Annotated in this window: 17 protein-coding genes and 5 pseudogenes; 12 read left to right on the plus strand and 10 right to left on the minus strand. The window is 37.1% G+C overall.

Going from position 1 to position 25,847, the window contains the following annotated elements; all coding sequences use genetic code 11:
* Positions 1–7 precede the first annotated feature (7 nt).
* The 7 genes and pseudogenes from icd to L950_RS05950 all read left to right on the plus strand — a co-directional run bounded on the left by icd (position 8) and on the right by L950_RS05950 (position 7,804).
* Positions 8–1,270, plus strand: coding sequence for an NADP-dependent isocitrate dehydrogenase (icd, locus tag L950_RS05920; protein WP_021189493.1), 1,263 nt, complete (start codon positions 8–10; stop codon positions 1,268–1,270).
* Between the two features lie 66 nt (positions 1,271–1,336).
* Entirely contained in the window at positions 1,337–1,594 is a 258-nt protein-coding gene (locus L950_RS05925; protein WP_021189494.1) for a hypothetical protein, read from the plus strand.
* A 203-nt stretch (positions 1,595–1,797) separates the two neighbouring features.
* Positions 1,798–2,864, plus strand: a pseudogene (gene serC, locus L950_RS05930) (3-phosphoserine/phosphohydroxythreonine transaminase).
* Positions 2,865–2,879: 15 nt separating this feature from the next.
* Positions 2,880–3,827, plus strand: a complete 948-nt coding sequence (locus L950_RS05935) for a D-2-hydroxyacid dehydrogenase (RefSeq protein WP_021189495.1) — start codon at positions 2,880–2,882, stop codon at positions 3,825–3,827.
* Positions 3,828–3,945: 118 nt separating this feature from the next.
* Positions 3,946–5,258 (plus strand): annotated as a pseudogene (locus L950_RS05940) (aspartate kinase).
* A gap of 14 nt (positions 5,259–5,272) precedes the next feature.
* Positions 5,273–6,436, plus strand: a complete 1,164-nt coding sequence (gene lysA / locus L950_RS05945) for a diaminopimelate decarboxylase (RefSeq protein WP_021189496.1) — start codon at positions 5,273–5,275, stop codon at positions 6,434–6,436.
* 144 nt (positions 6,437–6,580) lie between these two features.
* Entirely contained in the window at positions 6,581–7,804 is a 1,224-nt protein-coding gene (locus L950_RS05950) for a tetratricopeptide repeat protein (protein ID WP_021189497.1), read from the plus strand.
* Positions 7,805–7,852: 48 nt separating this feature from the next.
* Here the strand turns inward: L950_RS05950 and L950_RS05955 are convergent, their stop codons facing one another.
* Together L950_RS05955 and rpoN are read right to left on the minus strand one after the other, a co-directional pair.
* Positions 7,853–9,046, minus strand: coding sequence for a porin (locus L950_RS05955; protein WP_021189498.1), 1,194 nt, complete (start codon positions 9,044–9,046; stop codon positions 7,853–7,855).
* A gap of 356 nt (positions 9,047–9,402) precedes the next feature.
* The gene (gene rpoN, locus L950_RS05960; RefSeq protein WP_021189499.1) at positions 9,403–10,869 is read right to left on the minus strand and encodes an RNA polymerase factor sigma-54; all 1,467 of its coding nucleotides are present in this window, start codon (positions 10,867–10,869) and stop codon (positions 9,403–9,405) included.
* A gap of 364 nt (positions 10,870–11,233) precedes the next feature.
* Between rpoN and L950_RS05965 the strand changes: the two genes are divergently transcribed.
* Positions 11,234–13,516, plus strand: coding sequence for a transglycosylase domain-containing protein (locus L950_RS05965; RefSeq protein ID WP_316930547.1), 2,283 nt, complete (start codon positions 11,234–11,236; stop codon positions 13,514–13,516).
* Positions 13,517–13,534: 18 nt separating this feature from the next.
* On the opposite strand, the gene L950_RS05970 is transcribed toward L950_RS05965, so the two are convergent.
* Positions 13,535–13,870 carry a hypothetical protein gene (locus L950_RS05970; protein WP_021189501.1) on the minus strand — a complete coding sequence of 112 codons (336 nt, stop codon included), beginning with the start codon at positions 13,868–13,870 and terminating at the stop codon, positions 13,535–13,537.
* Positions 13,871–13,971: 101 nt separating this feature from the next.
* On the opposite strand from L950_RS05970, the pseudogene L950_RS05975 reads away from it, so the two are divergent.
* The 4 genes and pseudogenes from L950_RS05975 to infB all read left to right on the plus strand — a co-directional run bounded on the left by L950_RS05975 (position 13,972) and on the right by infB (position 19,873).
* Positions 13,972–14,744, plus strand: a pseudogene (locus tag L950_RS05975) (XRE family transcriptional regulator).
* 145 nt (positions 14,745–14,889) lie between these two features.
* Complete coding sequence (rimP, locus tag L950_RS05980; RefSeq protein WP_021189503.1) at positions 14,890–15,357, plus strand: ribosome assembly cofactor RimP; 468 nt, start codon at positions 14,890–14,892, stop codon at positions 15,355–15,357.
* Between the two features lie 2 nt (positions 15,358–15,359).
* Positions 15,360–16,598: a transcription termination factor NusA gene (nusA, locus tag L950_RS05985; RefSeq protein WP_021189504.1), complete on the plus strand. Its 1,239-nt coding sequence runs from the start codon at positions 15,360–15,362 to the stop codon at positions 16,596–16,598.
* A 104-nt stretch (positions 16,599–16,702) separates the two neighbouring features.
* Positions 16,703–19,873 carry a translation initiation factor IF-2 gene (infB, locus tag L950_RS05990; RefSeq protein ID WP_021189505.1) on the plus strand — a complete coding sequence of 1,057 codons (3,171 nt, stop codon included), beginning with the start codon at positions 16,703–16,705 and terminating at the stop codon, positions 19,871–19,873.
* Positions 19,874–20,115: 242 nt separating this feature from the next.
* On the opposite strand, the gene L950_RS29545 is transcribed toward infB, so the two are convergent.
* The 7 genes and pseudogenes from L950_RS29545 to L950_RS35055 all read right to left on the minus strand — a co-directional run bounded on the left by L950_RS29545 (position 20,116) and on the right by L950_RS35055 (position 25,832).
* Positions 20,116–20,292 carry a hypothetical protein gene (locus L950_RS29545; protein ID WP_021189506.1) on the minus strand — a complete coding sequence of 59 codons (177 nt, stop codon included), beginning with the start codon at positions 20,290–20,292 and terminating at the stop codon, positions 20,116–20,118.
* The gene (locus tag L950_RS37115) at positions 20,274–20,492 is read right to left on the minus strand and encodes a DUF2752 domain-containing protein (protein ID WP_197086272.1); all 219 of its coding nucleotides are present in this window, start codon (positions 20,490–20,492) and stop codon (positions 20,274–20,276) included. The genes L950_RS29545 and L950_RS37115 overlap by 19 nt, the downstream gene beginning before the upstream one ends.
* On the minus strand, positions 20,482–21,036 hold the full coding sequence (locus tag L950_RS27620; protein ID WP_046791986.1) for a CD225/dispanin family protein: 555 nt from the start codon (positions 21,034–21,036) through the stop codon (positions 20,482–20,484). Before L950_RS27620 ends, L950_RS37115 begins: the two co-directional genes overlap by 11 nt.
* Before the next feature lie 569 nt (positions 21,037–21,605).
* Positions 21,606–22,351 (minus strand): annotated as a pseudogene (locus tag L950_RS06010) (succinate dehydrogenase/fumarate reductase iron-sulfur subunit).
* A gap of 14 nt (positions 22,352–22,365) precedes the next feature.
* Positions 22,366–24,278, minus strand: a pseudogene (locus L950_RS06015) (fumarate reductase/succinate dehydrogenase flavoprotein subunit).
* Between the two features lie 23 nt (positions 24,279–24,301).
* Positions 24,302–24,955, minus strand: a complete 654-nt coding sequence (locus L950_RS06020; RefSeq protein ID WP_031287985.1) for a succinate dehydrogenase cytochrome b subunit — start codon at positions 24,953–24,955, stop codon at positions 24,302–24,304.
* A 10-nt stretch (positions 24,956–24,965) separates the two neighbouring features.
* Positions 24,966–25,832: a DASS family sodium-coupled anion symporter gene (locus L950_RS35055; protein WP_316930548.1), complete on the minus strand. Its 867-nt coding sequence runs from the start codon at positions 25,830–25,832 to the stop codon at positions 24,966–24,968.
* Positions 25,833–25,847 lie beyond the last annotated feature (15 nt).

Here is a 25,847-nt window from a genome sequence, read left to right on the forward strand (position 1 = left end):
CTGAACTATGGCAAGTAAAATAACAAAGTCACTGGATGGACCGCTACAGGTGCCTGATCAGCCTATCATTCCATTTATTATTGGCGACGGTATAGGCCCTGACATTTGGCGTGCTTCGGTTCGGGTTTTTGATCGTGCGGTAGAAGTTGCGTATGGTGGTAAAAGGAAAATTGAATGGAAAGAGGTACTGGCTGGAGAGAAGGCATTTGATGAAACTGGAGCATGGTTGCCAGAAGAGACACTTGATGTTCTGAAAGAATATCTAGTTGGTATTAAAGGACCGTTAACAACGCCGATAGGGGGTGGTATCCGTTCTCTAAATGTGGCCTTGCGTAAGGAATTAGACTTGTTTGTTTGCCAACGTCCTACAAAGTGGTATGAGGGTGTTCCATCACCTGTTAAGCATCCGGAATATGTTAATATGGTTATTTTTCGTGAAAACACGGAAGATATTTATGCCGGTATTGAATTTGCGTCGGGTACAGCAGATGCGACTAAAATTCAAGATTTTCTTCGTACTCAACTTCATGTCGATTATAATTTTTCGAATGATACGGGGGTGGGAATTAAATTGGTTTCGGAAAGAGGTTCTAAACGGCTTGTACGTGCAGCTATTGAGCATGCTTTAGCGCATAAATTACCTTCCGTGACTTTGGTTCATAAAGGCAATATTATGAAGTTTACAGAGGGGGCTTTTAAAAATTGGGGTTATGAATTAGCCGAGACAGAATTTGCTAAGGAAACATATACCTGGGGTCAATGGGAACGGACTAAAGCGGAGAAAGGGGATGCTGCAGCTAATGCTGAGCAACAGGAAGCTCTGGCTGCTGGTAAACTGTTGATCAAAGATGTCATTGCAGATAATTTTTTGCAACAGATTTTACTAAATCCGCGTGATTATTCTGTCATTGCTACATTGAATTTGAATGGCGATTATATTTCAGATGCCCTTGCTGCTATTGTTGGGGGTATTGGTATTGCTCCTGGGGCAAATATCAATTATAATACTGGGCATGCTGTTTTTGAGGCGACGCATGGAACCGCACCCCGTTTTGCAAATACCGATACAATGAATCCTTCTTCGGTAATTTTAAGTGGTGTGATGATGTTCGAATATATGGGATGGCAAGAAGTGGCGGATGCTATAGTTAAAGCATTGAGCGAAACAATTAAAGCCAAAACTGTAACAGTTGATTTTTATAATTTAATGGAAGATGCAACGCTCGTGAAAACAAGTGAATTTGCGGATCGTATGATCGAAAAGTTATAATAGCTATTTTGAATATGCTAGATAAAGCTGACCTTTGAATTTTATTTAAAGGTCAGCTTTTTTTATATGCAATTTTCAGATTTACCACCGTTTGTTAAAGTTTCTTCTGTATTTACAGAGGAAGAATTACAGCAGTTACTTCGTGTTGAACAATTACCAGATGATATTGAGATTGATACTATCCGTGACGAACCAGAGATTTTCGATCTCCTTAATGCATTTATTGGTGATGAAAATAGTCGTTTGATACATTTACAGCTTTATGCACAGATGTTATTAAAAAGAGGAGAGGTTGAGCAAGCGTGGAAAGTGATCTTATTATAGGTTAGACATAATATCATTTTTAATGTTTTTTCAAGTATTTTATGTTATCTTTTTATCATTTCGGTGTTACTTTTTTCTAAATTTCATTAATATTGATTTTTTGTTGAAATTTAAGTAAGAAAACTTGTACCTTTGATCTTCGGAAAGCAAACGATTGCTTAGTCGAACCGTAGAAAAGTATAAAAAAAACAAACTATATATCGATGAAACATAATTTTGGAGCAGGTCCTTGCATTCTGCCAAAGGAAGTTTTTCAAGAAGCTTCACAAGCTGTAATTGATTTTAATAATACTGGTTTATCCATCTTAGAAATTTCGCATCGATCCAAAGAATTCGAAGCAGTTTTGGATGAAGCAACTAAATTGGTTCGCGAATTGTTAAATGTGCCGCAAGGATATTCTATTTTGTTCCTACAGGGAGGTGCAAGTTTACAATTTGCAATGGTAGCGTTAAACTTGTTGCCTGAAAATGGTAAAGCAGCTTACTTGGATACGGGTGTATGGGCTTCAAAAGCAATTAAAGAAGCAAAGAAGATTGGAAATGTAGAGGTAGTTGCATCATCGAGCGATAAAAATTACACCTATATTCCAAAGCAATATACTGTTCCTGCTGATGCAGCTTATTTTCATTATACGTCAAATAATACAATTTACGGAACTGAAGTATTTGATGTTCCAGCATCAAGTGCTCCAATTGTCGTTGATATGTCTTCGGATATTTTGAGCCGTGAGATTAATGTGAGTGATTTTGATCTTATCTATGCGGGAGCACAAAAAATATGGGTCCTGCAGGCGCTACTTTAGTAATCGTTAAAGATGAGATTTTAGGTAAAACGGGACGTGTTATTCCATCTATTTTGGATTACACTGCACATATTTCGGCAGATTCAATGTACAATACGCCGCCTGTTTTCTCCATCTTTGTATCTCTTCTTAACCTACGCTGGTTGAAAGCAAAAGGTGGTGTAGCGGTTATTGAACAAGAGAATATTATTAAGGCACGTACGTTGTATGATGAAATTGATCGTAACCCATTCTTCAAAGGAACTGCTGCCGTAGAAGATCGTTCTCGTATGAATGTTACTTTTGTCATGGATTCTGCAGAATTAGAGGCTGAGTTCTTGGCTTTAGCTAAAGAACGTGAACTGATCGGTATTAAAGGTCATCGTTCAGTTGGTGGTTTTAGAGCATCAATCTATAATGCATTGTCGATAACAAGCATCAATGCTATGGTAGATGCAATGAAAGAGTTTGAAGAATTGAAAAAATAAAATCGAAATTATATCATGAGAATATTAGCAAATGATGGTATCGATCCAGCTGGAAAACAACTTTTGGAGGATGCCGGATTTGAAGTAGATACAAATCATATTCCGCAGGAAGAATTAGCGGAAAAATTACAAGCTTACGATGCCATTACGGTACGTAGTGCAACGAAAGTTAGACAGGCCTTAATTGATGTTTGTCCAAACCTAAAAGTGATCGGACGTGGTGGCGTCGGCATGGATAATATTGATGTCGACTACGCACGCTCCAAAGGAATAGCGGTGTTGAATACACCAGCTGCTTCTTCCTTATCAGTTGCAGAATTGGTATTTGCTCATTTATTAAATGGAGTACGTTTCCTTTATGATTCAAACCGTCAAATGCCTTTATCTGGGGAGAGTAAGTTTGGTGCTTTGAAAAAAGCGTATGCAGGCGGAACTGAACTGAGAGGGAAAACATTGGGTGTGGTTGGTTTTGGACGTATTGGACGTGAGACAGCGAAGATTGGATTAGGTCTTGGGATGGATATTGTGTATTATGATCTAGCTGATGGGCCTAAAACTTTAACTTTATCCCTGACTCAAGGATTTGAGGTGGAATTACCAGTAGATCAAGTATCAATGGAAGATTTATTGAAAACTTCTGACTTTATTACTTTACATGTTCCTTTCTTAGATAAGCCAGCAATAGGTAAAGCTGAATTTGCATTGTTGAAAGATCAAGTTGGTTTAGTTAATGCTGCCCGTGGTGGTGTAATTGATGAACTTGCTTTAATTGAAGCCTTGGATTCTGGTAAGGTAGCTTTTGCGGGATTAGATGTCTTTGACAATGAGCCTACTCCGAGATTGGAGATTTTGAAACATCCAAAAATTTCTTTGACACCACATATTGGTGCCGCAACAAATGAAGCGCAAGAACGTATCGGTGTTGAATTGGCACAATTGATTATCGAGAATCTTAAGAAGTAATCTTCCGCATAATAAAATGATGCGGCACAAAAACATTATGTATTTGTGCCGCATTTTTTGCAAAAAACTAAGTAATTGCCTATATTCACGGCAAAATTTAAATATAATGTAATTCAGTATGAAAATTTTAAAATTTGGTGGTACATCTGTCGGTAGTGCAGAGCGCATCAAAGGGTTGTTAGATATTGTAAACCCTTCTGAGCGTCAAGTTGTGGTGTTGTCAGCTGTGTCTGGGACAACAAATGCTTTAGTAGAAATTGGTCAAGCATATCTTGCAGATGATAAGAACTTGGCGAAGGAATTAATAAAGAAGCATAAAGACAAGTACGAAGACCTCATTAAGGAATTGTTCAAAACTGAAGCTGGATATAAAAACGGCAAGAGCTTAATCGATTCGCATTTTAATTTTATTGAAAGTTTTGCACATGAGATTTTTACTCCTGTAGAAGATAAGATCATTCTAGCACAGGGGGAATTGATGTCAACTGCTTTATTCCATTTTCATCTAACAGAAATAAATGTTCCATCCGTATTATTACCGGCATTAGATTTTATGAAGATTGACGAGGATAATGAGCCTGTGGTAGACTATATAACAGAGAAATTGACTCCTTTGCTTGATAATTATCCTGATAATACGCTGTTTATAACGCAGGGCTTTATTTGCCGTAATTCTTTTGGTGAGGTAGATAATCTACGTCGTGGAGGATCGGATTATACTGCATCATTAATCGGTGCTGCGATTGGAGCTGAAGAGGTTCAGATCTGGACCGATATCGATGGAATGCATAATAATGATCCGAGAATCGTAAAAAATACAACCCCAATTGCGCATTTGAGTTTTGACGAAGCGGCAGAATTAGCTTATTTCGGTGCAAAAATTTTACATCCGCAATCGGTATTTCCTGCTCAAAAATATAATGTACCCGTTCGCTTGTTGAATACGATGGATCCTCAGGCTAAAGGTACGCTTATTAGTAAAGAAGGTGGTCAAAAGGGTAGTATTCGTGCAATAGCCGCTAAAGATGGAATCACAGCTATTCATATTCATTCTTCACGTATGCTTTTGGCTTATGGTTTTTACGTCGTGTATTTGAAATATTTGAACGTTATAAGACACCAATTGATATGATTACAACATCGGAGGTTGCTGTTTCTGTAACGATAGACGATACTAAAAATCTACAGGATATTATTAAAGAAGTCGAAGATTTTGGGACTGTGTCGGTGGATGAACATCAAACCATCGTGTGTGTGGTAGGGGATTTTGACTTGAATACACATGGGTATGCGGCCCGAGTATTGGATGCTGTAAAACACTTACCGGTCCGAATGATTTCATATGGAGGTTCGGATTATAATGTATCAGTTCTGTTGGACACGGATCATAAAGTGGAAGCATTACGCTCGTTACACAACCGTTTATTTTAATTGAAATAACCAAAATGAAAAACGAAAATATAGAGAGTCAGTTCGTAGGAAAGGAAACTCCTTTTTATTACTACGACCTGAACGTTTTGGAAGAAACGTTGGATGCGGCTTATGCCGCTTCCAGTAAGCGTGGATTCCATGTGCATTTTGCTTTGAAATCAAATTTCAACAGCCGTTTGCTTGAAATGATCCAAAGTAAAGGTTTTGGAGCAGATTGTGTAAGTGGAAATGAGGTGCAACAGGCTATTAATGCGGGGTTTGATGCAAAAATGATCACTTTTGCTGGTGTAGGTAAGTCTGATAAGGAAATTAATCTTGCTTTAGCGCACGATATTTTTGCTTTCAATGTCGAGTCTATTCAGGAATTGGAGGTGATCAATGAGTTGGCTGCTGTTCAGGGAAGAAAAGCTAAAGTAGCATTACGTATTAATCCTAATGTAGATGCACATACCCATCATTATATCACAACGGGATTAGATGAGAATAAATTTGGTGTTACAAATGCGGAACTTGAAAGAGCTGCAGCTGTGATACGGAAGTGTGAGAATATCGAACTTATTGGTTTACATTTTCATATCGGTTCTCAAATAACAGATATGAATGTATTCAAGAGCCTATGTGTGAAAGTGAATGAATGGAAAAATTGGTTTGAAGAACGTGGTGTCATCATCAAAGTTTTAAATGTTGGAGGTGGACTGGGAGTGGATTATCATAACCCAGATACGAATGCAATTCCTGATTTTGAAGCATATTTTGATATTTTTGATAAATTCTTAGAAAGAACTCCACAACAGGAAGTCCATTTTGAGTTAGGGCGTGCATTAGTTGCGCAATGTGGTTCTTTAATCAGTAAAGTACTTTATGTAAAGAATGGTGTTAAGAAGAACTTTTTAATATTAGATGCAGGTATGACTGAATTGATGCGACCTGCATTATATCAGGCTTTTCATAAAATAGAAAAGCTTGGAGATGCAAATGCAACAGAACTTATCAATTATGATGTTGTAGGACCTATCTGCGAAAGCTCCGATTGCTTTGGAAAAGAGGTCACATTGCCATTGTCGAAAAGAGGAGATCTTGTTGCTATACGTACCGCTGGTGCATATGGTGAAGTAATGTCTTCACGCTATAATCTCAGAGAGGAGATTCGCTATGTATATAGTGACGAATTAGTCTAAAACTACCCTATGAAAATAGAACTGGCTTAAACTACTGATAGTTTAAGCCTTTTCGTTTTGTAGGAATATTTGTTTTTCATTTGCAGAATAAATGGAATAGCGAAATATATTTCTGTTTTGCTATACATCCTTGTACCTTTGTATATGCAACAGATTCAACATATACTTCGAAAATTATTTAGTGAGGAGCGAATTAGAGTAGATTTTAGTGTAAAGGGAGGGACTACTACTTTACTCGCTAGTTTTGCATATTTACCGATCCGGGAGCTTTTAAATTTTAATATTAACATAAAAGAAGAGTATCGAGATATTTTGAGTGAATTGGACGTTGCTAAGGGATTGGAACCTGTTGCGTCACTTTTGTTAAAAGGTATGCTAAGTATGCAAGCCGGTCATGATGATGCAACAAAATATCTTTATGAAGCTCAAAAAGTCCAGGTAACAGCATTAGGATATAGTTATTTGGCATTATGCTATTTTATGAAAGGAGATTTTGATAAGTCTATTCAGATTTATTCAAATGCGATTACTGATTTCCCCAAAGAACCTTATTTTTATGCCTGTCGCTGTGTACTGAATCGATGTTTAGATGATGATGAGGGAGCTTTTTATGATTATCAAGTCGCAAAACGTCTCGATTTCAATTATCACAGTCTGCTAGAGTGGCATGAGCATCTTTCCTATTTAGAAACCCTTAAAATGGATCAGCTGGAACTTCAGGAATTGGAAAGCACTTGGGAACAAGATCCAGAACGATTAGATGTCTTAACGAAGCTCGCTTTGGAGTATGTACACATTTATGATTATCAAAAAGCTATTCGTTTATATTCTCAAGGAATCAATATGGCGGATAATCAAGCAGAATGGTATGTTTACCGTGCGGCAATCTACAGCAAATTAACGTTGTATATAGAAGCCCTTGAGGATTGTAATCAAGCTTTATCAATTGATGAAAATTGTGTTTCTGCTTATATTTTACGAGCAAAGTTATTGGAATGTCTACACGAACATGACGCCGCACTTGAGGATTATAGAAAAGCAGCCTCTCTAAATCCTGAACATACGGCCATATATGAGGAGCGGGCTTCGCTTTTTGAAAGATTAGGGAAATTTGAAGATGCTATCGTCGATTATTCTAAATTGATCGCCTTAATGAAGGATGACTTTTATCCGTATGTACTTCGCGCAGATATGTTCGAACGTATAGGAAAGCAGGAAGAGGCTTTGTTGGATTATAATCGTGCTATAGACTTGAATCCTTACTATTCAGATCTTTATCAGTATCGTGCTGCAATACGGGAATCTTTAGGTGATAAAGTAGGCGCTGAATCTGATTTACAAAAATTCGAAGAGTTGGATGAAGAATAATAAAAGATAAAAAAGGTTCAGCTGTTTAAAACTGAACCTTTTTTATCTTTAAATTCCTAACTCAACCTGAAATAGAAACCCCCAGGAGTTCTTTTGATCGGCATTGTCAAATTGACCATCTTTAAAAGTATAATTACCACTCAAATTGAATTTTAAGCGATGTGCTTTCATATATTTGTTAATACCAGCTTCAATAATTTCTGTTTGTTTTTCATATGCCCGAATATCTTTGTGAGGTTGGACAAAGGTATAGCGGCTTACGACCTCGTATCCATGATTCATCAGGTAAGACATCTGTTGATTAACTCCAAAACCTTTATAAGCATAGGCGGTATTTCCCTGTAAATCAATATTCATTGGATTGTCGACATCACGACGCATATACTCGGCTTGATAAGCAAAACCCTGATATTTAAAAATTGCATCTATAAAGCTGGTCTTTAAAGTAAAAGGATTTTCAACATATTTACCTGTTTGACCACCTATACGGGTTGTTCTGTCGTTAAAGCTGTAACCTCCACCAATAGATAGTTTTGGTGTTTCTTCACGCTCTATGTCTCCTTCGGAATAATCGCCTCCATTTTCAAAATTGCCGAATGGTAAAAATTCTACCCTACCTGTGTAAGATAAGCCTCCATCTGTTCCGCTTGCAGCTCTGCCTTCACCTGTTGATATAGCAACTTTTGCATTAATAGGTACTTCGCCAATTTTTTTACTCAGATTGGCACTCATACCGAAATCACGATCTAAAGTAAACCTGGTATTCACTAGGGAACGATCTGCAAACTGGAGCTGTCCAGATGAATTGACGCGTTGCCTATTTCCTGGTAATTTGTTTTGACCGAAACTGATGTAGAAATCGTCAGTAAAGTTATAGAATACAACGGCATCACGTACAATATTTGGAATACCAGTTTCATCGAAATCTTGATCACTTCTTGTAAAAGCTAATTGTAATGAGTAGCTAATCTTAGGCGTGTAGATGTAACCATCGACCCGCATTCTAAGTCTACGTACACGCGCATCCCATTCGCCGTTCTTTTCTCCGTCTAATTTTTCTGTGAAACCGGCACGGTTTTGCATTCTAAATCTGAAGTTTGTGTAGAAAAGGGAATCTTTGCTATGGAATTGAATTCCTTTGAAATTTAAGATAGTAGCTCTATCATCTCGTTCTTGCGCTTTTGTGGCACAGGCTAAGGTCGCTAGTAAGGCTGTAAGGGTAACAATTTTTGTTGCTCTCATTCGTCTTTTAAAAAAATATTATAGTAAGGGTTGTGTGTACTTAAATTATAACAGTTTAATTTGCTTGTAAAAAATAGCGTATTAATAAAATAATATTTTTAGCATCTATCTATAAAAGATACGGATTAATCATGATTCTTACGGATAGAACTTTATATATTATATGTGTGCGACAGTCATTTTAGCTAAATCCAATGTCAGTGATTCTATTCTTGACAAGAAACTAAGTATAAAACAAAGTGATTTGCTACTGTTTTTTTATTTTCAAACACAAAGATAATAATCTAATTGAATAGAGGAGAAAAATGAGATGAAATGATAAGTAAAAGGCCACTTTATAGGTGGCCTTTTACTTATTATAATTCTTTACGTAAACGTGCAACAGGTATATTGAGTGCTTCGCGATATTTTGCAACGGTACGTCTAGCGATATTGTAACCTTTATCTTTTAAGATTTCGGTCAGCTTTTCATCAGCAAGAGGTTTGCGTTTATCTTCATTTGCGATGCATTCTTCTAAGATCTTTTTAACTTCTTTATTGGATACTTCTTCTCCAGATTCTGTTTGAATAGCTTCGGAGAAAAATGATTTAAGAAGAAATGTCCCAAATTCTGTTTGTACATATTTTGAGTTGGCAACACGGGATACAGTCGAGATATCCATACCTATGCGATCGGCAATATCTTTTAATATCATCGGTCTAAGCTTAACATCATCACCTGTTAAAAAGTAGTCATACTGATACTCCATGATGGCATTCATTGTTTTTAGCAATGTCTGCTGTCTTTGTTTTATCGCATCAATAAACCATTTCGCAGAATCGAGTTTCTGTTTTACAAACTGAACAGCTTCTTTCATTTTTTTATCCTTTTGATCGGATTTCTCATAATGTTCGAACATGTTCTGGTAAGAACGACTCACACGTAGTTCTGGTGCATTTCGTCCGTTTAATGTTAGATGAAGTACTCCATCGTTGTTAATGATGTGAAAATCGGGAATGACATGTAACTGTTTACCTGCAACAGCTCCTGAATCACCTGGTTTTGGATTTAACTTTAGAATTTCATTTACAATATTTTTAAGATCATCTGAGGTTAACCCTAGCGATTTTTCAAGTTTATCATAATGCTTCTTGGTAAATTCATCCAAATAATTTTTTACAACTTTAGTTGCCTGAATGATGGTTGGATTATTTTGATCTTTCTTTTGTAATTGTATCAGCAAGCATTCCTGTAAATCACGAGCTCCGATACCTGCCGGTTCAAAATCTTGAATAACCTTTAACATTTCTAATACTTCGCTTTCAGTAGCGATAACATTTTGAGAAAACGCAAGGTCATCAATGAGACTTAATATGGGACGACGTAAGTATCCGTCATCATCTAAACTTCCAATAATTTGCTGACCGATTAAGAAATCACGGTCATCTAAGGCTAGTAAATCGAGCTGTTGTTGTAATTTCTCAAAAAATGAATCTTGTACAGCAATGGGAATCTCTTTTTTATCATCATCTTCGTCAGTATAATTATAGTTGTTGGAGTAATCAGTATAATCATCTTCCTGGATATATTCATCTACGTTGAACTCATCGCTGTCGAAGCTTTCTTCACTATCAAAACTCTCATCTGGATCGCGATCTGGGTATTCTTCGTTCGGTTCGGCCATGTTTGCTAAACTGCCGTCCTCAAGTGCTGGATTCTCCTCTAATTCTTCTTTAATGCGTGCGTCCAAAGAGACTGTAGGAACCTGTAAAAGTTTAATAAACTGAATCTGCTGTGGAGATAGTTTTTGTAATAACTTTTGTTGTAAGGTTTGCTTTAACATGTTTTTCTATGACTAATTCGAATATAAATTTATATAAATTATATTGATTTAAGAAACAAAAATACATGGAAAAGGTATTTGGGTATAATTTTTGTAGCTATCTATAATCTTATACTCCTAATTATCAGAATTGGAATAATGAAATGTTAAATTTCGTTAATTCTTCTTTATGACATGTAAAAGCTATTTTTTTTGCTTGTTTTCACAAAACATTTTTAGACCTTTACCATATGTTTAAACGTATTAAGAATAAATATATACGCTATATAGCAATTGCTATATATTTTTAATCGTCCTTGTTTGTGCTATACAGCTTAACTTTTTGGGGCTATTTGGCTACTCGCCTACAAAAAAGGATATTACGATGCCCAGTGTTAATATCTCGACCGAATTGTATACTGCAGATAGTGTTTTGATAGGTCGTTATTTTGATGAAGACCGTAATCCAGTGGCTTTTGACAGCATATCTAAAAATGTGATCAATGCGCTGGTGGCTACAGAGGATGTTCGCTTTTATAAACATAGCGGAGTTGATTTTTTAGGTCTCGGATCTGGTATTGTTTCTACTTTATCTGGAGATAGAAGAGGGGCTAGTACAATTACGCAACAATTGGCAAAAAACTTATATCGTACACGCTATAATAAATCGGGTGGTCTTCTTGGTAAAATACCTGGTGTTGGTTTAATTGTAACCAAGTTTAAGGAATGGATGACCGCTTATAAATTGGAGTCACGATATGAAAAAAATGAAATTATAACGATGTATTTAAATACCGTTTCATTCAGTAATAATTCATATGGTATCCAAACGGCTGCACGACGTTATTTTAGTAAAAATGCAAGTGAACTTAGCATCAATGAAGCTGCGGTATTAGTGGGTATGCTGAAGGGAACAACAATTTATAATCCTATGCGTAATCTAGACAAATCGCGTGAGCGCCGAAATGTCGTTTTAACTCAAATGGAGAAGGCAAAGTATATTGATCAAACTCAGGTTGATCAGTTGTCAAAGGAGCCATTGGTATTACGTACGGAGAACAAAGATATACATGCGGGTGAAGATTCTTATTTACGGGCAGCGGTAGAGCGTTGGCTGGAGAAGTGGGCTGATGAAAATGATATGGATATCTATAAGGATGGTCTAAAGATTTATACTACAATCAATTCAAAGCTTCAAAAACATGCCGAGGAAGCTGTTGCGAAGCAGATGCAGGTATTGCAACGGAGATTGAAGAATGCATGGGGTAGTGAAGAGCCGTGGCGTGATTTGTCTGGTAAGGTAATTCCTGGATTTATTGAAAACTTGGTTAAAAAGACAGACTATTATAAATTTTTGGTAAAAAAATATGATCAACGTACTGACAGTATTGATTTCTACTTGAACCGTAAAAAAGAAATGGAAGTATTTTCTTGGAAAGGAGAGCGGATGCGTGAAAAAGTAGAGATGTCCACTGTTGATTCGATCAAATACTATGTAACTATGTTAAATACGGGTGTGATGAGTATGGATCCATATTCTGCTGAAATTAAAGTGTGGGTAGGAGGTATCGATCATCAGTTTTTTAAATATGATCATGTTAATCAATCTAAAAGACAGGCAGGTTCTACATTCAAACCTTTTGTTTATTTAGCAGCATTGGAATCCGGTATGACACCTTGTGATCAGATTCAAGATAAGCCCGTAACCATCAAGATTGATAAAGGAGATTCAATTGAAGTCTGGGAGCCTAAAAATGCTGACTGGAATTTTAGCTATCGGGATATGTCATTGCGTTGGGCCATGGCGCGTTCGGTAAATTCGATTACAGTTCAACTGACAGAGAAAGTAGGGGCTGATAAAATTGTTGAAGCTGCACATCGAGTTGGAATTGAAAGTAAATTGAGTCCTGTGGCGTCGATCGGTTTGGGACCAAATGATGTTTCAGTTTTTGAAATGGTAAATGGTTATGCTACAATGATGAATCACGGTGAACGTGTAACACCTATTCTTGTTTCTCGAATAGAAGATTATGACGGAAAAGTGATTGCAACTTTTAAACCTGAACGTAAGCAGGTAGTTGATAAACAAGATGCATGGTTGATGACCTATATGCTTCGTGGAGGAATGGAAGAGCCGGGAGGAACTTCACAGGCATTATGGGAGTATGATCTTTTTGATAAGGAAAATGAGATTGGTGGAAAAACGGGTACTTCTTCGGAGTATGTAGATGGGTGGTACATGGGTGTTACCAAAGATCTGGTAACTGCGGTGTGGGTCGGTTGTGACGATCGAAATATCCATTTTAAAAATTCGCAGACCGGTGAGGGCTCTAAAACCGCGCTACCAATTTTTGGTTTATTTATGGAATCTGTTTATAAGGATAAGCAGTTAGGCTATACGCAGGGTAAGTTTCCTGCTCCAACTGTGGAAATTACAAAGAAGTATAAGTGTGAAACTCCTCGTCCGCCTCGTGAAGAGGTTGTCTCAGATTCAACCGCTGTAGATGATGAGATGTTAATTGATGGTCTGGAAGATGTGCAAAATGGTGGTACAACTCAAGAAGAAGGGTTATCAACTTCTGGAGATGATGATGCTTCTGATGTCTTATCTACCCATAATGATGCAGCGGCAATAAGACCGCGTGATTCACTAGGTTTTGGTGATTAATACGTTCTCTTAAAAATTTTAAATCGGTTGTTTATGAAGTATAAACAACCGATTTTTTTTGGAAGTATCCATATTAGTTGGACATAGGTTGTTCCAATTCGCATTTTGTTTTCTGATGAGCTTCTCCTTCTGCATCCGTGTAAAGTGATTTAATTCAAATTGTCTTTTTTCAGCGTGTTCCTGACAATCAAATTTTTCCATATAAACGACACGAGTTAAGTGTGGGCCATTGGGAAAGAAAATGTTGCAGCTGCTTTTTATTTCGTTCATTGCCCGGTTAAAGTCTGATGTGATATCTACATTTAAGAACTGTCTATTGCTGTCCGTAATGATGTATAATGTGTGTGATTTCATGTTTTGAGCTAATAAATTTGGTTATTTGTATAATTTTTACTAATTTTATTGGCACAATAATACTAATATTTTTAGATATTAAAAATTAAAATTAAAAAAATATGCCAAACATAGCTTCCAATCTTAAGTTTTTAAGAAAAACGAAAAGGCTTACACAACAGCAGTTTGCTGACATAATGGAGATAAAACGTGCTTCTGTAGGGGCGTATGAAGAAGATCGGGCAGAGCCAAAATATGAGTTACTAAAAAAATAGCAGAGTTTTATGACCTTTCAATGGATGAGCTTGCTAATGATGAGATAAATGAAAAATGGAAACGGGCTCCTAAAAGTAATGCTTCTAATTTGCGGGTACTTAGTGTTACCGTTGACGGGCTTGACCGCGAAAATATCGAGTTGGTTCCAGTAAAAGCGAGCGCTGGCTATATGAATGGATATGCTGATCCGGAATATGTTGCAACGTTACCGAAATTTTCGTTACCTATGTTCAATCAAGGAACCTATCGGGCTTTTGAAATCAAGGGTGATTCGATGCGTCCTTTGGCTAGTGGTTCTATTGTCGTCGCAGAATATGTGGAGAACTGGAATGATATTAAGCCAGGGCAGACCTATATTGTCGTTTCAAAAGATGAGGGGGTTGTCTACAAGCGAATAGCATTTAAATTTAAAGAAGATAAAGGCCTGAAGTTAGTTTCTGATAATAAGAGCTACGATCCATATTGGGTAGAAGCGAGTGATATTATGGAAGTTTGGAAAGCAAAAGCGTTTATTAGTACAACGCTTCCGGAACCTAGTAATGAACCTTCTATGGAGACTTTGACAAGCATGATGGCAGAAATGCAAAAAACAATTAATTCGGTTGTAGATAAGGGTTAGAGGATCATTTTGATGGATCTTTTTTATCTATATTTTGATAGTTGAAAAAAATATTTACCTTTGTCTTATCTGAGAGGAAGGGGGCAACGTATGCCCCCTTTTTTAATTCATTGATTTCAGTATTTTTATTCGTTTTCGAAAGAATATGCAAAATGTAGAGAAAAGAGTTATCGAACTCGTCCAAGAAAAATTAGCAGATCGCGATGATTTGTTTATTGTAAGTGTTAAATTTCATCCGAACAGCGTGTTGGAAGTTTTGCTAGATGGTGATCAGGGAATTAGTATCGATGATTGTGTACAGGTTAGTAAATTTGTCGGATTTCAGTTGGAAGAAGAGGGGACAGTAGAGAAAGCTTATCGTCTTGAAGTTTCTTCTCCGGGGCTAGATGCTAATTTTGTTAATCAAAGGCAATATGAGAAAAATATTGGACGCAATGTGCAAGTGAAGTTAAATGATGGTACAAAAACGGAAGGTACATTGTTAGCCGTTGAGGATGCACAGATAACAATTGAAGAAACAATAAAAGAAAAAGGTAAAAAAGCGGAGCAGGTTGCTCGCATTATACCTTTTGAACAAATAAAAGCAACTAAGGTGTTAATTTCATTTAAATAAAAATGAGCAGCAATATCAATTTGATTGACTCTTTCCAAGAGTTTAAAGAGTTTAAAAACATTGACCGACCTACGGTTATTTCTGTCTTAGAAGAAGTATTTCGTAGTATGATCCGTAGACGTTTTGGTACAGATGAAAACTGTGATGTTATCGTAAATCCTGATAATGGAGATTTAGAGATATGGAGAACTCGCGTTGTTGTTGAAGATGAATTTTCGGAAGATGATGATCTTGAAATTGAATTAACAGAAGCGAAGAAGTTTGATGCTGATTTAGAAGTTGGCGATGATTATATTGAACAGATAACGTTAGAGAGTTTTGGTCGTCGTGCTATTTTAGCAGCCCGTCAAACTTTGGTTTCAAAAGTTTTGGAATTGGAGAAAGACGAAGTTTTCAAAAAATATAAAGACCGTGAAGGGGAGTTGGTGATCGGCGAGGTTTATCAAATCTGGAAAAAAGAATTGCTTGTGTTAGATGATGACGGTAATGAATTAATTTTACCGAAGACAGAACAAATTCCTGCAGATTATTTTAAGAAAGGTGATAGCATTCGTGCAGTCGTTTATAAAGTGGATATGATGAATAATAATCCTAAGATTCTTATTTCTCGTACTGCTCCAGAATTTTTACAACGTTTATTTGAACTGGAAGTTCCTGAGATTTTTGATGGTTTGATTACGATTAAGAAAATCGTTCGCGAACCAGGAGAGCGTGCTAAAGTGGCAGTAGAATCTTATGATGATCGTATTGATCCTGTTGGTGCTTGTGTGGGTATGAAAGGATCTCGTATTCATGGTATCGTTCGTGAATTGCGTAATGAAAATATCGATGTAATCAACTTTACAACGAATCATTCACTTTACATTACACGTGCATTAAGCCCAGCTCGTATTAGCTCAATCAAGATTGATGAAGAAAATAAGACGGCTGCAGTGTATTTAAAATCTGATCAAGTTTCTTTGGCAATTGGTCGTGGTGGACACAATATCAAATTGGCAGGTAAATTGACAGGTTATGAGATCGATGTTTATCGTGAGAATGACGAGTTTGATGAAGATGTGGATATCGAAGAATTCAGCGATGAAATCGAAAGCTGGGTAATTGATGCATTGAAACGTGTAGGTTTAGATTCAGCACGTTCAGTATTGGCATTGACAGAAGAAGAGTTGTCTAGAAGGACTGACTTGGAAGAAGATACGGTAAAAGACATTTTACGTATTTTACAGGCTGAATTTGAATAAAATGAAGCCACATAATTTATTTTCATCTCTATTTCGAATTTAATTGTTATAGAGATGTAAAAAAACATATTTTGTATTAAATATTTAATTAGTTAAAATAATAGATGACTGAAGGAAAAGGTACAAACCTGCTTAAAGCAGCAAAGGAACTCAATATTGGCATATCTACTGCCGTAGATTGTTTAGTGAAAAAAGGGTATGACGTCGACGCCAAACCTGGTACTAAGCTATCCGGAGAGATGTACAATGTGCTGTTGAAAGAGTTTCAAGGTGACAAGATCGTGAAAGATGAAGCTAAACAAATTGTGATTGGCAAAATTCGTCGTGATGAGTCGCCAGTCGCTTCTCCTAAAGAATCATCTAAAAATGACGATTATGAAGAAACTGTAGCTTCAAAAGATATTTTGATAAAAAATGCTGCGGTAAATACAAGAGAAGAATCTAATGCAGATAAAAAAGAGAATCCAGTTGAAAAGGTAACGGGTTCTGAGGCAAAGGAAAATTCATCAAATACACACACTGGAGGTATGAAGGTTGTGGGTAAAATTGATTTAGATGCTTTGAAAAGAGGATCTAAACCTAAGAAAGAGGAAACTCCAGAAGTGAAAGCTGAAACTCCAAAGGAAGTGGAGAAGAAGCCTGAGGTAGTTAAAGAAGCAACTCCTACAGCTCCAAAACCTATCGTAAAAGAAGAGCCTAAAGTAGAAGTTCCTAAAGCTCCGATAGTGGAAGCACAAAAAATAGTAGAGAAAGCGCCAGAAGCACCTAAGGTTGTCATTGCTGCACCTCAAAAAGTTGAAGTTAAAACTGAAGCTCCTAAAGTTCAAGAGAAGAAAGTGGTAGAAGAAAAGCCAAAAAATGAAAAACCTGCTGTGAAAGCACCGGTTGAAACTCCTGTAAAGGAAGTGAAAAAAGTTAATCCTGCAGATGAGGTTATTAGTGCTAAAGCAGAGAGATTAACAGGTCCAAAAGTAATTGGTAAGATTGAATTGCCTACGGCAAGACCTTCTCATCGCGATAAGCCTGTAGCATCTTCTTCAAGTGCTACTGGTAATGATCATAAGCGTAAACGTAAACGTACGAATAATACAGGAACTCCGCCTCAGGGTGGTGGTGCCCATCCAAATCGTACTGGAGGTCCAAACCAAGGTGGTGGAAATCATCCAAATCGTACTGGTGGAAATCATCCAGCAGGGAATAATCAAAACCGCCCAGCAGGAGGTCCAGGAGGAAATAATCAAAACCGTCCAGCGGGAGGTCCAGGAGGACATCATAACCGTCCAGGAGGTCCAGGTGCAAATAAAGGTCGTCCAGCCTTCAACAATAGAAGTAATGGACCTAATGTACCAAAAGAGGAGCCTACTGAAAAGGAAATCCAAGATCAAATCAAGGCTACATTAGCGCGCTTAAGTGGTGCTGGTAAGTCAGGTAAATTTGCTCAACGTGCGAAGTTGAGACGTCAAAAACGTGACGATGTCGCAACTAACGCGGAGGAGGAAGCATTAGAAAGAGAAATGCAAGCAAAAGTGTTGCGTGTTACAGAATTTGTAACGGCAAACGAACTTGCTAACTTAATGGATGTGGCTGTTACACAAATTATCGCGACTTGTATGAGTTTAGGTATGTTTGTTTCAATTAACCAACGTCTAGATGCAGAAACTTTAACCATTGTTGCTGATGAATTTGGTTACCAAATTGAATTTATCAAACCTGAAGATGAAGAGATTGCTGATCTTGAAGAAGCTGACAATGAAGATGCATTGATTTCTCGTGCTCCGATTGTTACGGTAATGGGTCACGTCGATCACGGTAAAACATCTTTGTTAGATTACGTGCGTAAAGCAAATGTAACAGGTGGTGAAGCAGGTGGTATCACGCAGCATATTGGTGCTTATGCGGTACAATTAGACGGTGGACGTAAGATCACTTTCTTAGATACTCCAGGTCACGAAGCCTTTACAGCGATGCGTGCTCGTGGTGCAAAAGTAACAGATATCGTAATTATCGTTATTGCAGCGGATGATGCTGTCATGCCACAAACGAAAGAAGCAATCAACCACGCACAAGCTGCTGGTGTGCCAATCGTATTTGCATTTACAAAAATTGACAAGCCAGGTGCCAATACAGATCGTATTAAAGAGCAGTTGTCTCAAATGAATATATTAGTAGAGGATTGGGGTGGTAAATACCAAGCACAGGAGATTTCAGCAAAAACTGGATTGAATGTAGATCTTTTATTAGAAAAAGTATTATTAGAAGCAGAGATGCTTGACTTAAAAGCTGATCCGAACAAACGTGCTGTTGGTTCTGTAATTGAAGCTGCTTTGGATAAAGGTAGAGGTATTGTGACAACAGTGCTGATATTAGGAGGTACTTTACGTGTGGGAGATCCTATTTTAGCAGGTTCTCATAGTGGTAAAGTGAAAGCTTTAACAAATGAACGTGGTGAACGTGTGAAAGAAGCAGGTCCTTCTGTACCGGTTCAAATCTTAGGTATGGCAGGGGCACCTACTGCAGGTGATAAGTTCTATACTATGGAGAGTGAATCTGAAGCTCGTAATGTGGCGAATAAACGTCTTCAATTACAACGTGAGCAAGGTATGCGTGCTACGAAACATATTACTTTGGATGAGATCGGTCGTCGTTTGGCAATCGGTAACTTTAAAGAGTTGAACGTGATCGTAAAAGGTGACGTGGATGGTTCGATCGAGGCATTATCTGATTCATTATTGAAATTATCAACACAAGAGATTCAAGTGAATGTAATTCACAAATCTGTGGGTGCTATCTCAGAGTCAGATGTTTTATTAGCTTCTGCTTCTGATGCAATTATCATCGGTTTCCAAGTTCGTCCATCTATAGGTGCACGTAAATTGGCTGAACAAGAACAAATTGATATTCGCCTTTACTCAATCATTTACGATGCTATTGCAGAACTTAAATCGGCAATGGAAGGTATGTTGGCTCCGAAATTTGAAGAAAAAATCGTTGCTAACGTTGAGATCCGTGAGACATTTAAAATCTCTAAGGTCGGTACAATTGCAGGTTGTATGGTCTTGGATGGTAAAATTAACCGCAATAATGATATTCGTATCGTCCGTGATGGTGTTGTTGTTTTCACAGGTAAATTAGCTTCATTGAAACGTTTCAAAGACGATGTGAAAGAAGTTTCATTCGGTTATGAGTGTGGTTTGAATATTCAAGGATATAATGATATTCAAGAAGGTGATATCGTTGAAGCATATGAACAAGTTGAAGTAAAACGTAAGTTGTAATTAAACAATTTATCATACATAAAAGGAGCGTTTTTTATTAAAAACGCTCCTTTTTTTTGTATGAGTTTAAAACAAACAGATAGTTCTTGATAGGAATTGGGAGTTAATTATAAGATCTTATCCATATTCCTAAAGTAAGATCATTCCATTAAAATCGTGCAAATAGAACGGATGATCTGAAATGAGTATTTTCTACCGTACTATTTTTTATATTAAAGCGACTTACAGTAACTGTTTCTACTTTATAAGTTTCTTACTATCCAAAAACCAATTACAATGATAAAAACAATTACAATTGCTTTATAACCAAATAATATCTTTCGCCATTTAAGCACTTTTGGCGTAGGTGATTTTTGATATTCAAAGATTAATCCTGTGATGATATAGGGGATAGCGATGATCAGTAAAAATTGCTCCATGCGTTCTGGAGGTCAAAATTTAAAAGATAATGTATGGCGCGTTGTGATCCACATCCGGGACATTTGTAGCCTGTAATGGCATAAAATGGGCATTTAGGGAAAATGTCGTACTGTATCGGATTGAAAAACTTATATGTAAGAATTAAGATGAATAGAAGTATAATCCCTATGGACCATAGATAATATTTCTTAATTACCATAATTAAATATAGATCCAACTACACCTAAGATCATCAATAGTACATACAATACTGTCATCACAATGGAAACAATAAAACCAATTTTAGTCCATTTTTTAGCTTCATCTGATGCTCTTTGTGCACCTTGTAGATCTCCTGCATAGAATCTGGATTCAACTTTTGCTGCATTTATTATTCCCGCTATTCCAAAAGGAAGACAGCATAAAATTGTAACTAAAATAGATTCAACTAACCATGTTTTAGGTACGATATTTAAAAATGGGTCGTAGGCTTTATTTTGAGGATCGGCTGACTGGTTGAAGGGAGATTGTCCAGTTGCTTGAAATGGATTAGGAGGATTAGGAGGGGAGGCTATGTTTGAAGAAAATAAAGCAGCAAGCTCAGGAACTTCACTGGCTTTTCTCCAATCACCCATTCCTTCATACCATACATTTGTTTCTGGTGTAATGTTTTTATATTTGAGCTCTTCGAGAGTAAAGGGACCAAAGTTTGTGTAGCCATCTGTATAAAAGTACTTTTCATATTTTAGAGTTTTATAATTTATTTAAATATAGAAAAAAAGGGGTTAGTTGATGTTTTTTGTAAAATATTTTTATGTTTTACCGTATACCAACTTTATCTTTTTGTCAGTTTTATGTGTATAAAATCGCTCCAGATATTATGATCAGTTAGCTGTTTCCAAATACCTGAAAATTCATTGTTCTCCTTACTGAACCCACCGTTAAACTTTAAGTTAGTTCCGGTAAATGTCCAAAGGTGATTGTCTAATATAGCATTCATAAAGCCAGATTGACCTTGATTGTTATAATATTGCATGCTGTAATGTTGACGTACGACTCATATCCTATAATTTCATGGGTAAGGCTATTTGACGTTCCTATCATGACATTGCCTGGTGCAAAAGAAAAGAATTGTCTAGAATCCAACAATATGTATCAGTCCCTTTGATTTTAACTTCTGGAGCATTATTGGTTTCTAGAATAATACCGTCGGTATCCCAGGTTCCTATAAAATGATTTAAATGCTGTTTTGCTATTTGATCCATTTTCGATTCTTAAGGTCAATTTTTTTATTAACTGTAGTTCAGAATATTGGTATTTGAATTTACAATCTTTATTTTTTTAATAGATGTGCTCGATTATATTCATAATTCATTCGTGCAATATTGAGTACTGAAATACCTTGTGGACATTCAACTTCACAGGCTTCTGTATTGGAGCAATGGCCAAAGAGTTCTTCATCCATTTGATTTACCATATCAATGACCCTAGTAAGTCTTTCTTCTTTACCTTGTGGGAGTAATACCATATGGTTGATTTTTGCTGATGTAAAAAGGGCCGCGCTTCCATTTTACAGGTGGCAACACAGGCTCCGCATCCGATACAGGCAGCAGCATCAAATGCCGCTTCTGTCACTTGATGTGTTACGGGAATGGTCAGTGCTTCCGGTGCTTGTCCTGTATTGATTGATACAAATCCACCTGAAGAGATAATGCGGTCAAATGCCGAACGATCTACTTTTAAATCTTTTTTTACAGGAAACGCTTCAGATCTAAATGGTTCGATAAATACCACCTCCCCATCTTTGAAGGACCTTAAATGTAATTGACAGGTAGTCGTATTTTTCAGCGGTCCATGCGCAATACCATTTATCATCATACCACATTGTCCACAGATTCCTTCACGACAGTCGTGATCAAATTCAACAGGTGTGTCATTGGCCAATATGAGCTTTTCATTTAATGTATCTAGCATCTCTAAAAAGGACATATGCGGATTGAGGTTTTCCAAAGTATAGTCTACAAGTTTGCCATCAGCATTTTTATTCTCTTGTCTCCATATTTTTAGATGTAATTTCATAGCTTGAATTTTAATTATTTATAACTACGTACAATAGGTTGAATGACTTCAAATGATAGTGGTTCTTTATGAAGAATAGGAACAGATCTGTTGTTCCATTCCCATGCCGAAATGAATTGATATTCGGCATCATTTCTTTTTGCTTCGCCTTCAGCTGTCTGATATTCTTCACGGAAATGTGCACCACAAGATTCATTTCTAGTCAGGGCGTCATAGCACATTAATTCTCCGATTTCGAGGTAATCAGCGACTCTTCCAGCTTTCTCTATTTCTGTATTCATTGTTTCCTCATTTCCCGGAATATGAACATTTCTATAAAACTCTTCCCGTAATTTCTGAATCTCCAAGATTGCGAATTTTAATCCGGCTTCATTTCGTGCAAGGCCACAGTAATCATATAGTATTTTACCAAGAGTTTTATGGTAATAATCCACAGTTTTGGTTCCTTTGCTTTTGCTGAATTGTTGCAATTGTGTTCTGACTTCTTGCTCTGCTTTCTCAAATTCCGTATGATCCGTTGATATTTTTCCCGTGTGGATATCATCTGAGAGATAATTTGCTATGGTATAGGGAGCAATAAAATAGCCATCCACGGAGGCTTGAAGGAGAGAATTTGCTCCTAATCGATTAGCTCCGTGGTCTGCAAAATTAGCTTCTCCTAAAGCAAATAACCCAGGAATTGTCGTCATTAATTCATAATCTACCCAAAGTCCTCCCATTGAAAAGTGGGCCGATGGAGAAATCATCATTGGTACTTGATAAGCATTATAACCGGTAATTTTTTCATACATGTCGAATAAATTACCATACTTTTCTTTTATTTTGTCTATTCCTTGTTCTTTAATGGCTTTAGAAAAATCCAGATAAACGGCATTTTTTAGGGGACCGATTCCAAATCCGGCATCAATTCTTTCTTTTGCAGCGCGTGAAGAAATATCTCTAGGGGCTAGATTTCCAAATGCGGGGTATCTTCTTTCCAGATAGTAATCTCTTTCTTGTTCTGGAATGTCATTAGCAGAGCGCTGTTCATTTTCTTTAAGTGGTACCCATATGCGTCCATCATTTCTTAAAGACTCGGACATGAGTGTTAATTTAGATTGATAATCTCCAGACTGCGGTAATGATGTCGGATGAATCTGAATCCAGCTTGGGCTGGCCATTAATGCACCTTTTTTATGCGCTCTCCATATAGCAGAACCATTGCAACCCATCGCTAAAGTCGAAAGATAATAGATTTTCCCATAGCCTCCAGTAGCCAGTACAACAGCATGTGCGGCATGGCGTTCAATCTCGCCGGTATCTAGATTTCTGATAATTACACCACGCGCTTTTCCTTCTATAATCACTAAATCTAACATTTCATGACGGGCATGTAATTTGACTGTTTTTTTTCCGACTTGACGCATAAGTGCTTGATAAGATCCAAGTAGCAATTGCTGTCCAGTCTGTCCTCTTGAATAAAATGTTCGGCTTACTTGAACACCACCGAAAGAACGATTGTTGAGATAGCTCCATATTCTCGACCAAACGGGACACCTTGAGCAACGGCTTGATCGATGAGATTGAGGGAACATTCAGCCATTCTGTATACATTAGCCTCTCGCGAACGAAAATCTCCTCCTTTTAAAGTATCAACAAACATCCGGTAGATGCTATCGCCATCATTCTTATAATTTTTTGCGGCATTGACACCGCCCTGCGCCGCGACAGAATGGGCGCGTCTTGGACTGTCTTGAAAACAAAATGATTTTACATTATAACCCATTTCACCCAATGATGCAGCAAGAGAGCTTCCCGCTAGCCCAGTTCCTATTACGATGACATCTAGTTTTTTACGGTTTGCCGGATTGACTAATTTTGCAGTTTTTTTATAGTTTTCCCATTTTTTCTCTAAAGAACCTTCGGGGATTTTTGCATCTAAATTCATATTCTTAAAATATAAAGGTTTAGCTATTGTGTCAAATAAATGTAGATGGGCATCATAGCAAACCCTACACTAATAATAATGGAGTAGGCTATGCCACAGGTTTTGATCCACTTTACATATTTTGGATGAAAGAGCCCTAAAGTACGAATGGCACTATGTACACCATGAATGAGGTGGTAGCATAATGCAACCATAGATAAGACGTAAATGAGCACATACCACCATTCTTTAAATGTGGTTACTACCAAAATATAAAGATCTTTATTACCATTGCTATCTATTGGTGGACTCCCGAATTTATAGACGTACCAAAAATTTTGAAAATGAATGACTAGAAATATTAAAATAATGGTACCTAGAATACCCATGTTGCGACTATACCATTTACTCGCCCTTTGTCTTTGATCACGTTGATACTGTTTTCCGGATTTTCTATTTTTAAGGGTAATGACCAAAGCATCCAGGGCATGTATCAGAATGCTTGAATAAAGTACATATGAAACTATTTTTATTAAAATATTACCAGATAGAAATTGAGAATAGGCATTGAACTGTGTATGGGCCTGTTCGGAAGGTAAAAACAGTTGCAAATTTCCTAAAAAGTGAATGATAAGGAAAAAACATAGGAATAAACCTGTCAAACACATTACTAATTTTCGAGATAGGGTTGATAACATAAGCAAAGAATTAATAATAACCGATTATTTTCATCCACAGACCACCAACTGCCATGTAGATCACGAGTAACAGCACTCCAATTTCAAAACCCTTTACCCACCATGACTTGAGATCTACATAGCCACTACCGAAATAAACAGGAGCAGGACCATGTCCATAATGTGTAAGGACACCATATATAGATCCTACGAAACCAAGCATCATCGCCAATAGCATACCTGGTATACCTAAGGAAACTCCTACTCCGAGCATAGCGGCGTACATTGCCGCAACATGTGCAGTGGCACTGGCAAAAATATAATGGCTGTAGAAATAGACTAAAATGATTACAGGAAAGGCAACAATCCAATTTAATCCGCCGATCTCCGTTTTGATCAAATCACTGAACCAGCCAATAAAACCAAGTTCATTTAAAGAGCTGGCCATCATGACAAGTACTGCAAACCACACAATGGTGTCCCATGCTCCTTTCTCTGATTTTACATCTTCCCAAGTCAGGACAGATGTGAGCAATAACAGTGTCAGTCCAATAAATGCTGTAGTTGTGGCATCTATGGATAGTGATCCTCCGAAAATCCATAATCCCAACAATATAAAAAAAGCAAGTAGCATCAGCCATTCATTTGTTTTAATAGCACCCATTTCTTTTAATTTTTCAGTAGCCATCTTAGGTGCATCAGCAGTTTTTTTTAGTTCTGGTGGGTATAATTTGTATAAAACTAACGGAACAATAAAAAATGCAACAATTCCGGGTACAAATCCAGCTGCAGCCCACGACATCCAAGTGATATTTATTCCCAAATCTGCAGCGAATTTCTGACACATGGGATTACTCGCTGTTCCGGTAAGAAACATTGATGAGGCAATGAGGTTCATGTAATAACTATTAAG

The sequence above is a fragment of the Sphingobacterium sp. IITKGP-BTPF85 genome, assembly GCF_001006065.1.
Classification (GTDB): Bacteria; Bacteroidota; Bacteroidia; order Sphingobacteriales; family Sphingobacteriaceae; genus Sphingobacterium; species Sphingobacterium anhuiense.

What these genes read in the sequence shown, in the direction of transcription:
- icd (WP_021189493.1), top strand. Translation starts at nt 8, where the DNA reads ATGGCAAGTAAAATAACAAAGTCACTGGATGGACCGCTACAGGTGCCT.
- L950_RS05925 (WP_021189494.1), top strand. Translation starts at nt 1,337, where the DNA reads ATGCAATTTTCAGATTTACCACCGTTTGTTAAAGTTTCTTCTGTATTT.
- L950_RS05935 (WP_021189495.1), top strand. Translation starts at nt 2,880, where the DNA reads ATGAGAATATTAGCAAATGATGGTATCGATCCAGCTGGAAAACAACTT.
- lysA (WP_021189496.1), top strand. Translation starts at nt 5,273, where the DNA reads ATGAAAAACGAAAATATAGAGAGTCAGTTCGTAGGAAAGGAAACTCCT.
- L950_RS05950 (WP_021189497.1), top strand. Translation starts at nt 6,581, where the DNA reads ATGCAACAGATTCAACATATACTTCGAAAATTATTTAGTGAGGAGCGA.
- L950_RS05955 (WP_021189498.1), bottom strand. Translation starts at nt 9,046, where the DNA reads ATGAGAGCAACAAAAATTGTTACCCTTACAGCCTTACTAGCGACCTTA.
- rpoN (WP_021189499.1), bottom strand. Translation starts at nt 10,869, where the DNA reads ATGTTAAAGCAAACCTTACAACAAAAGTTATTACAAAAACTATCTCCA.
- L950_RS05965 (WP_316930547.1), top strand. Translation starts at nt 11,234, where the DNA reads ATGCCCAGTGTTAATATCTCGACCGAATTGTATACTGCAGATAGTGTT.
- L950_RS05970 (WP_021189501.1), bottom strand. Translation starts at nt 13,870, where the DNA reads ATGAAATCACACACATTATACATCATTACGGACAGCAATAGACAGTTC.
- rimP (WP_021189503.1), top strand. Translation starts at nt 14,890, where the DNA reads ATGCAAAATGTAGAGAAAAGAGTTATCGAACTCGTCCAAGAAAAATTA.
- nusA (WP_021189504.1), top strand. Translation starts at nt 15,360, where the DNA reads ATGAGCAGCAATATCAATTTGATTGACTCTTTCCAAGAGTTTAAAGAG.
- infB (WP_021189505.1), top strand. Translation starts at nt 16,703, where the DNA reads ATGACTGAAGGAAAAGGTACAAACCTGCTTAAAGCAGCAAAGGAACTC.
- L950_RS29545 (WP_021189506.1), bottom strand. Translation starts at nt 20,292, where the DNA reads ATGGAGCAATTTTTACTGATCATCGCTATCCCCTATATCATCACAGGA.
- L950_RS37115 (WP_197086272.1), bottom strand. Translation starts at nt 20,492, where the DNA reads ATGGTAATTAAGAAATATTATCTATGGTCCATAGGGATTATACTTCTA.
- L950_RS06020 (WP_031287985.1), bottom strand. Translation starts at nt 24,955, where the DNA reads ATGTTATCAACCCTATCTCGAAAATTAGTAATGTGTTTGACAGGTTTA.
- L950_RS35055 (WP_316930548.1), bottom strand. Translation starts at nt 25,832, where the DNA reads ATGAACCTCATTGCCTCATCAATGTTTCTTACCGGAACAGCGAGTAAT.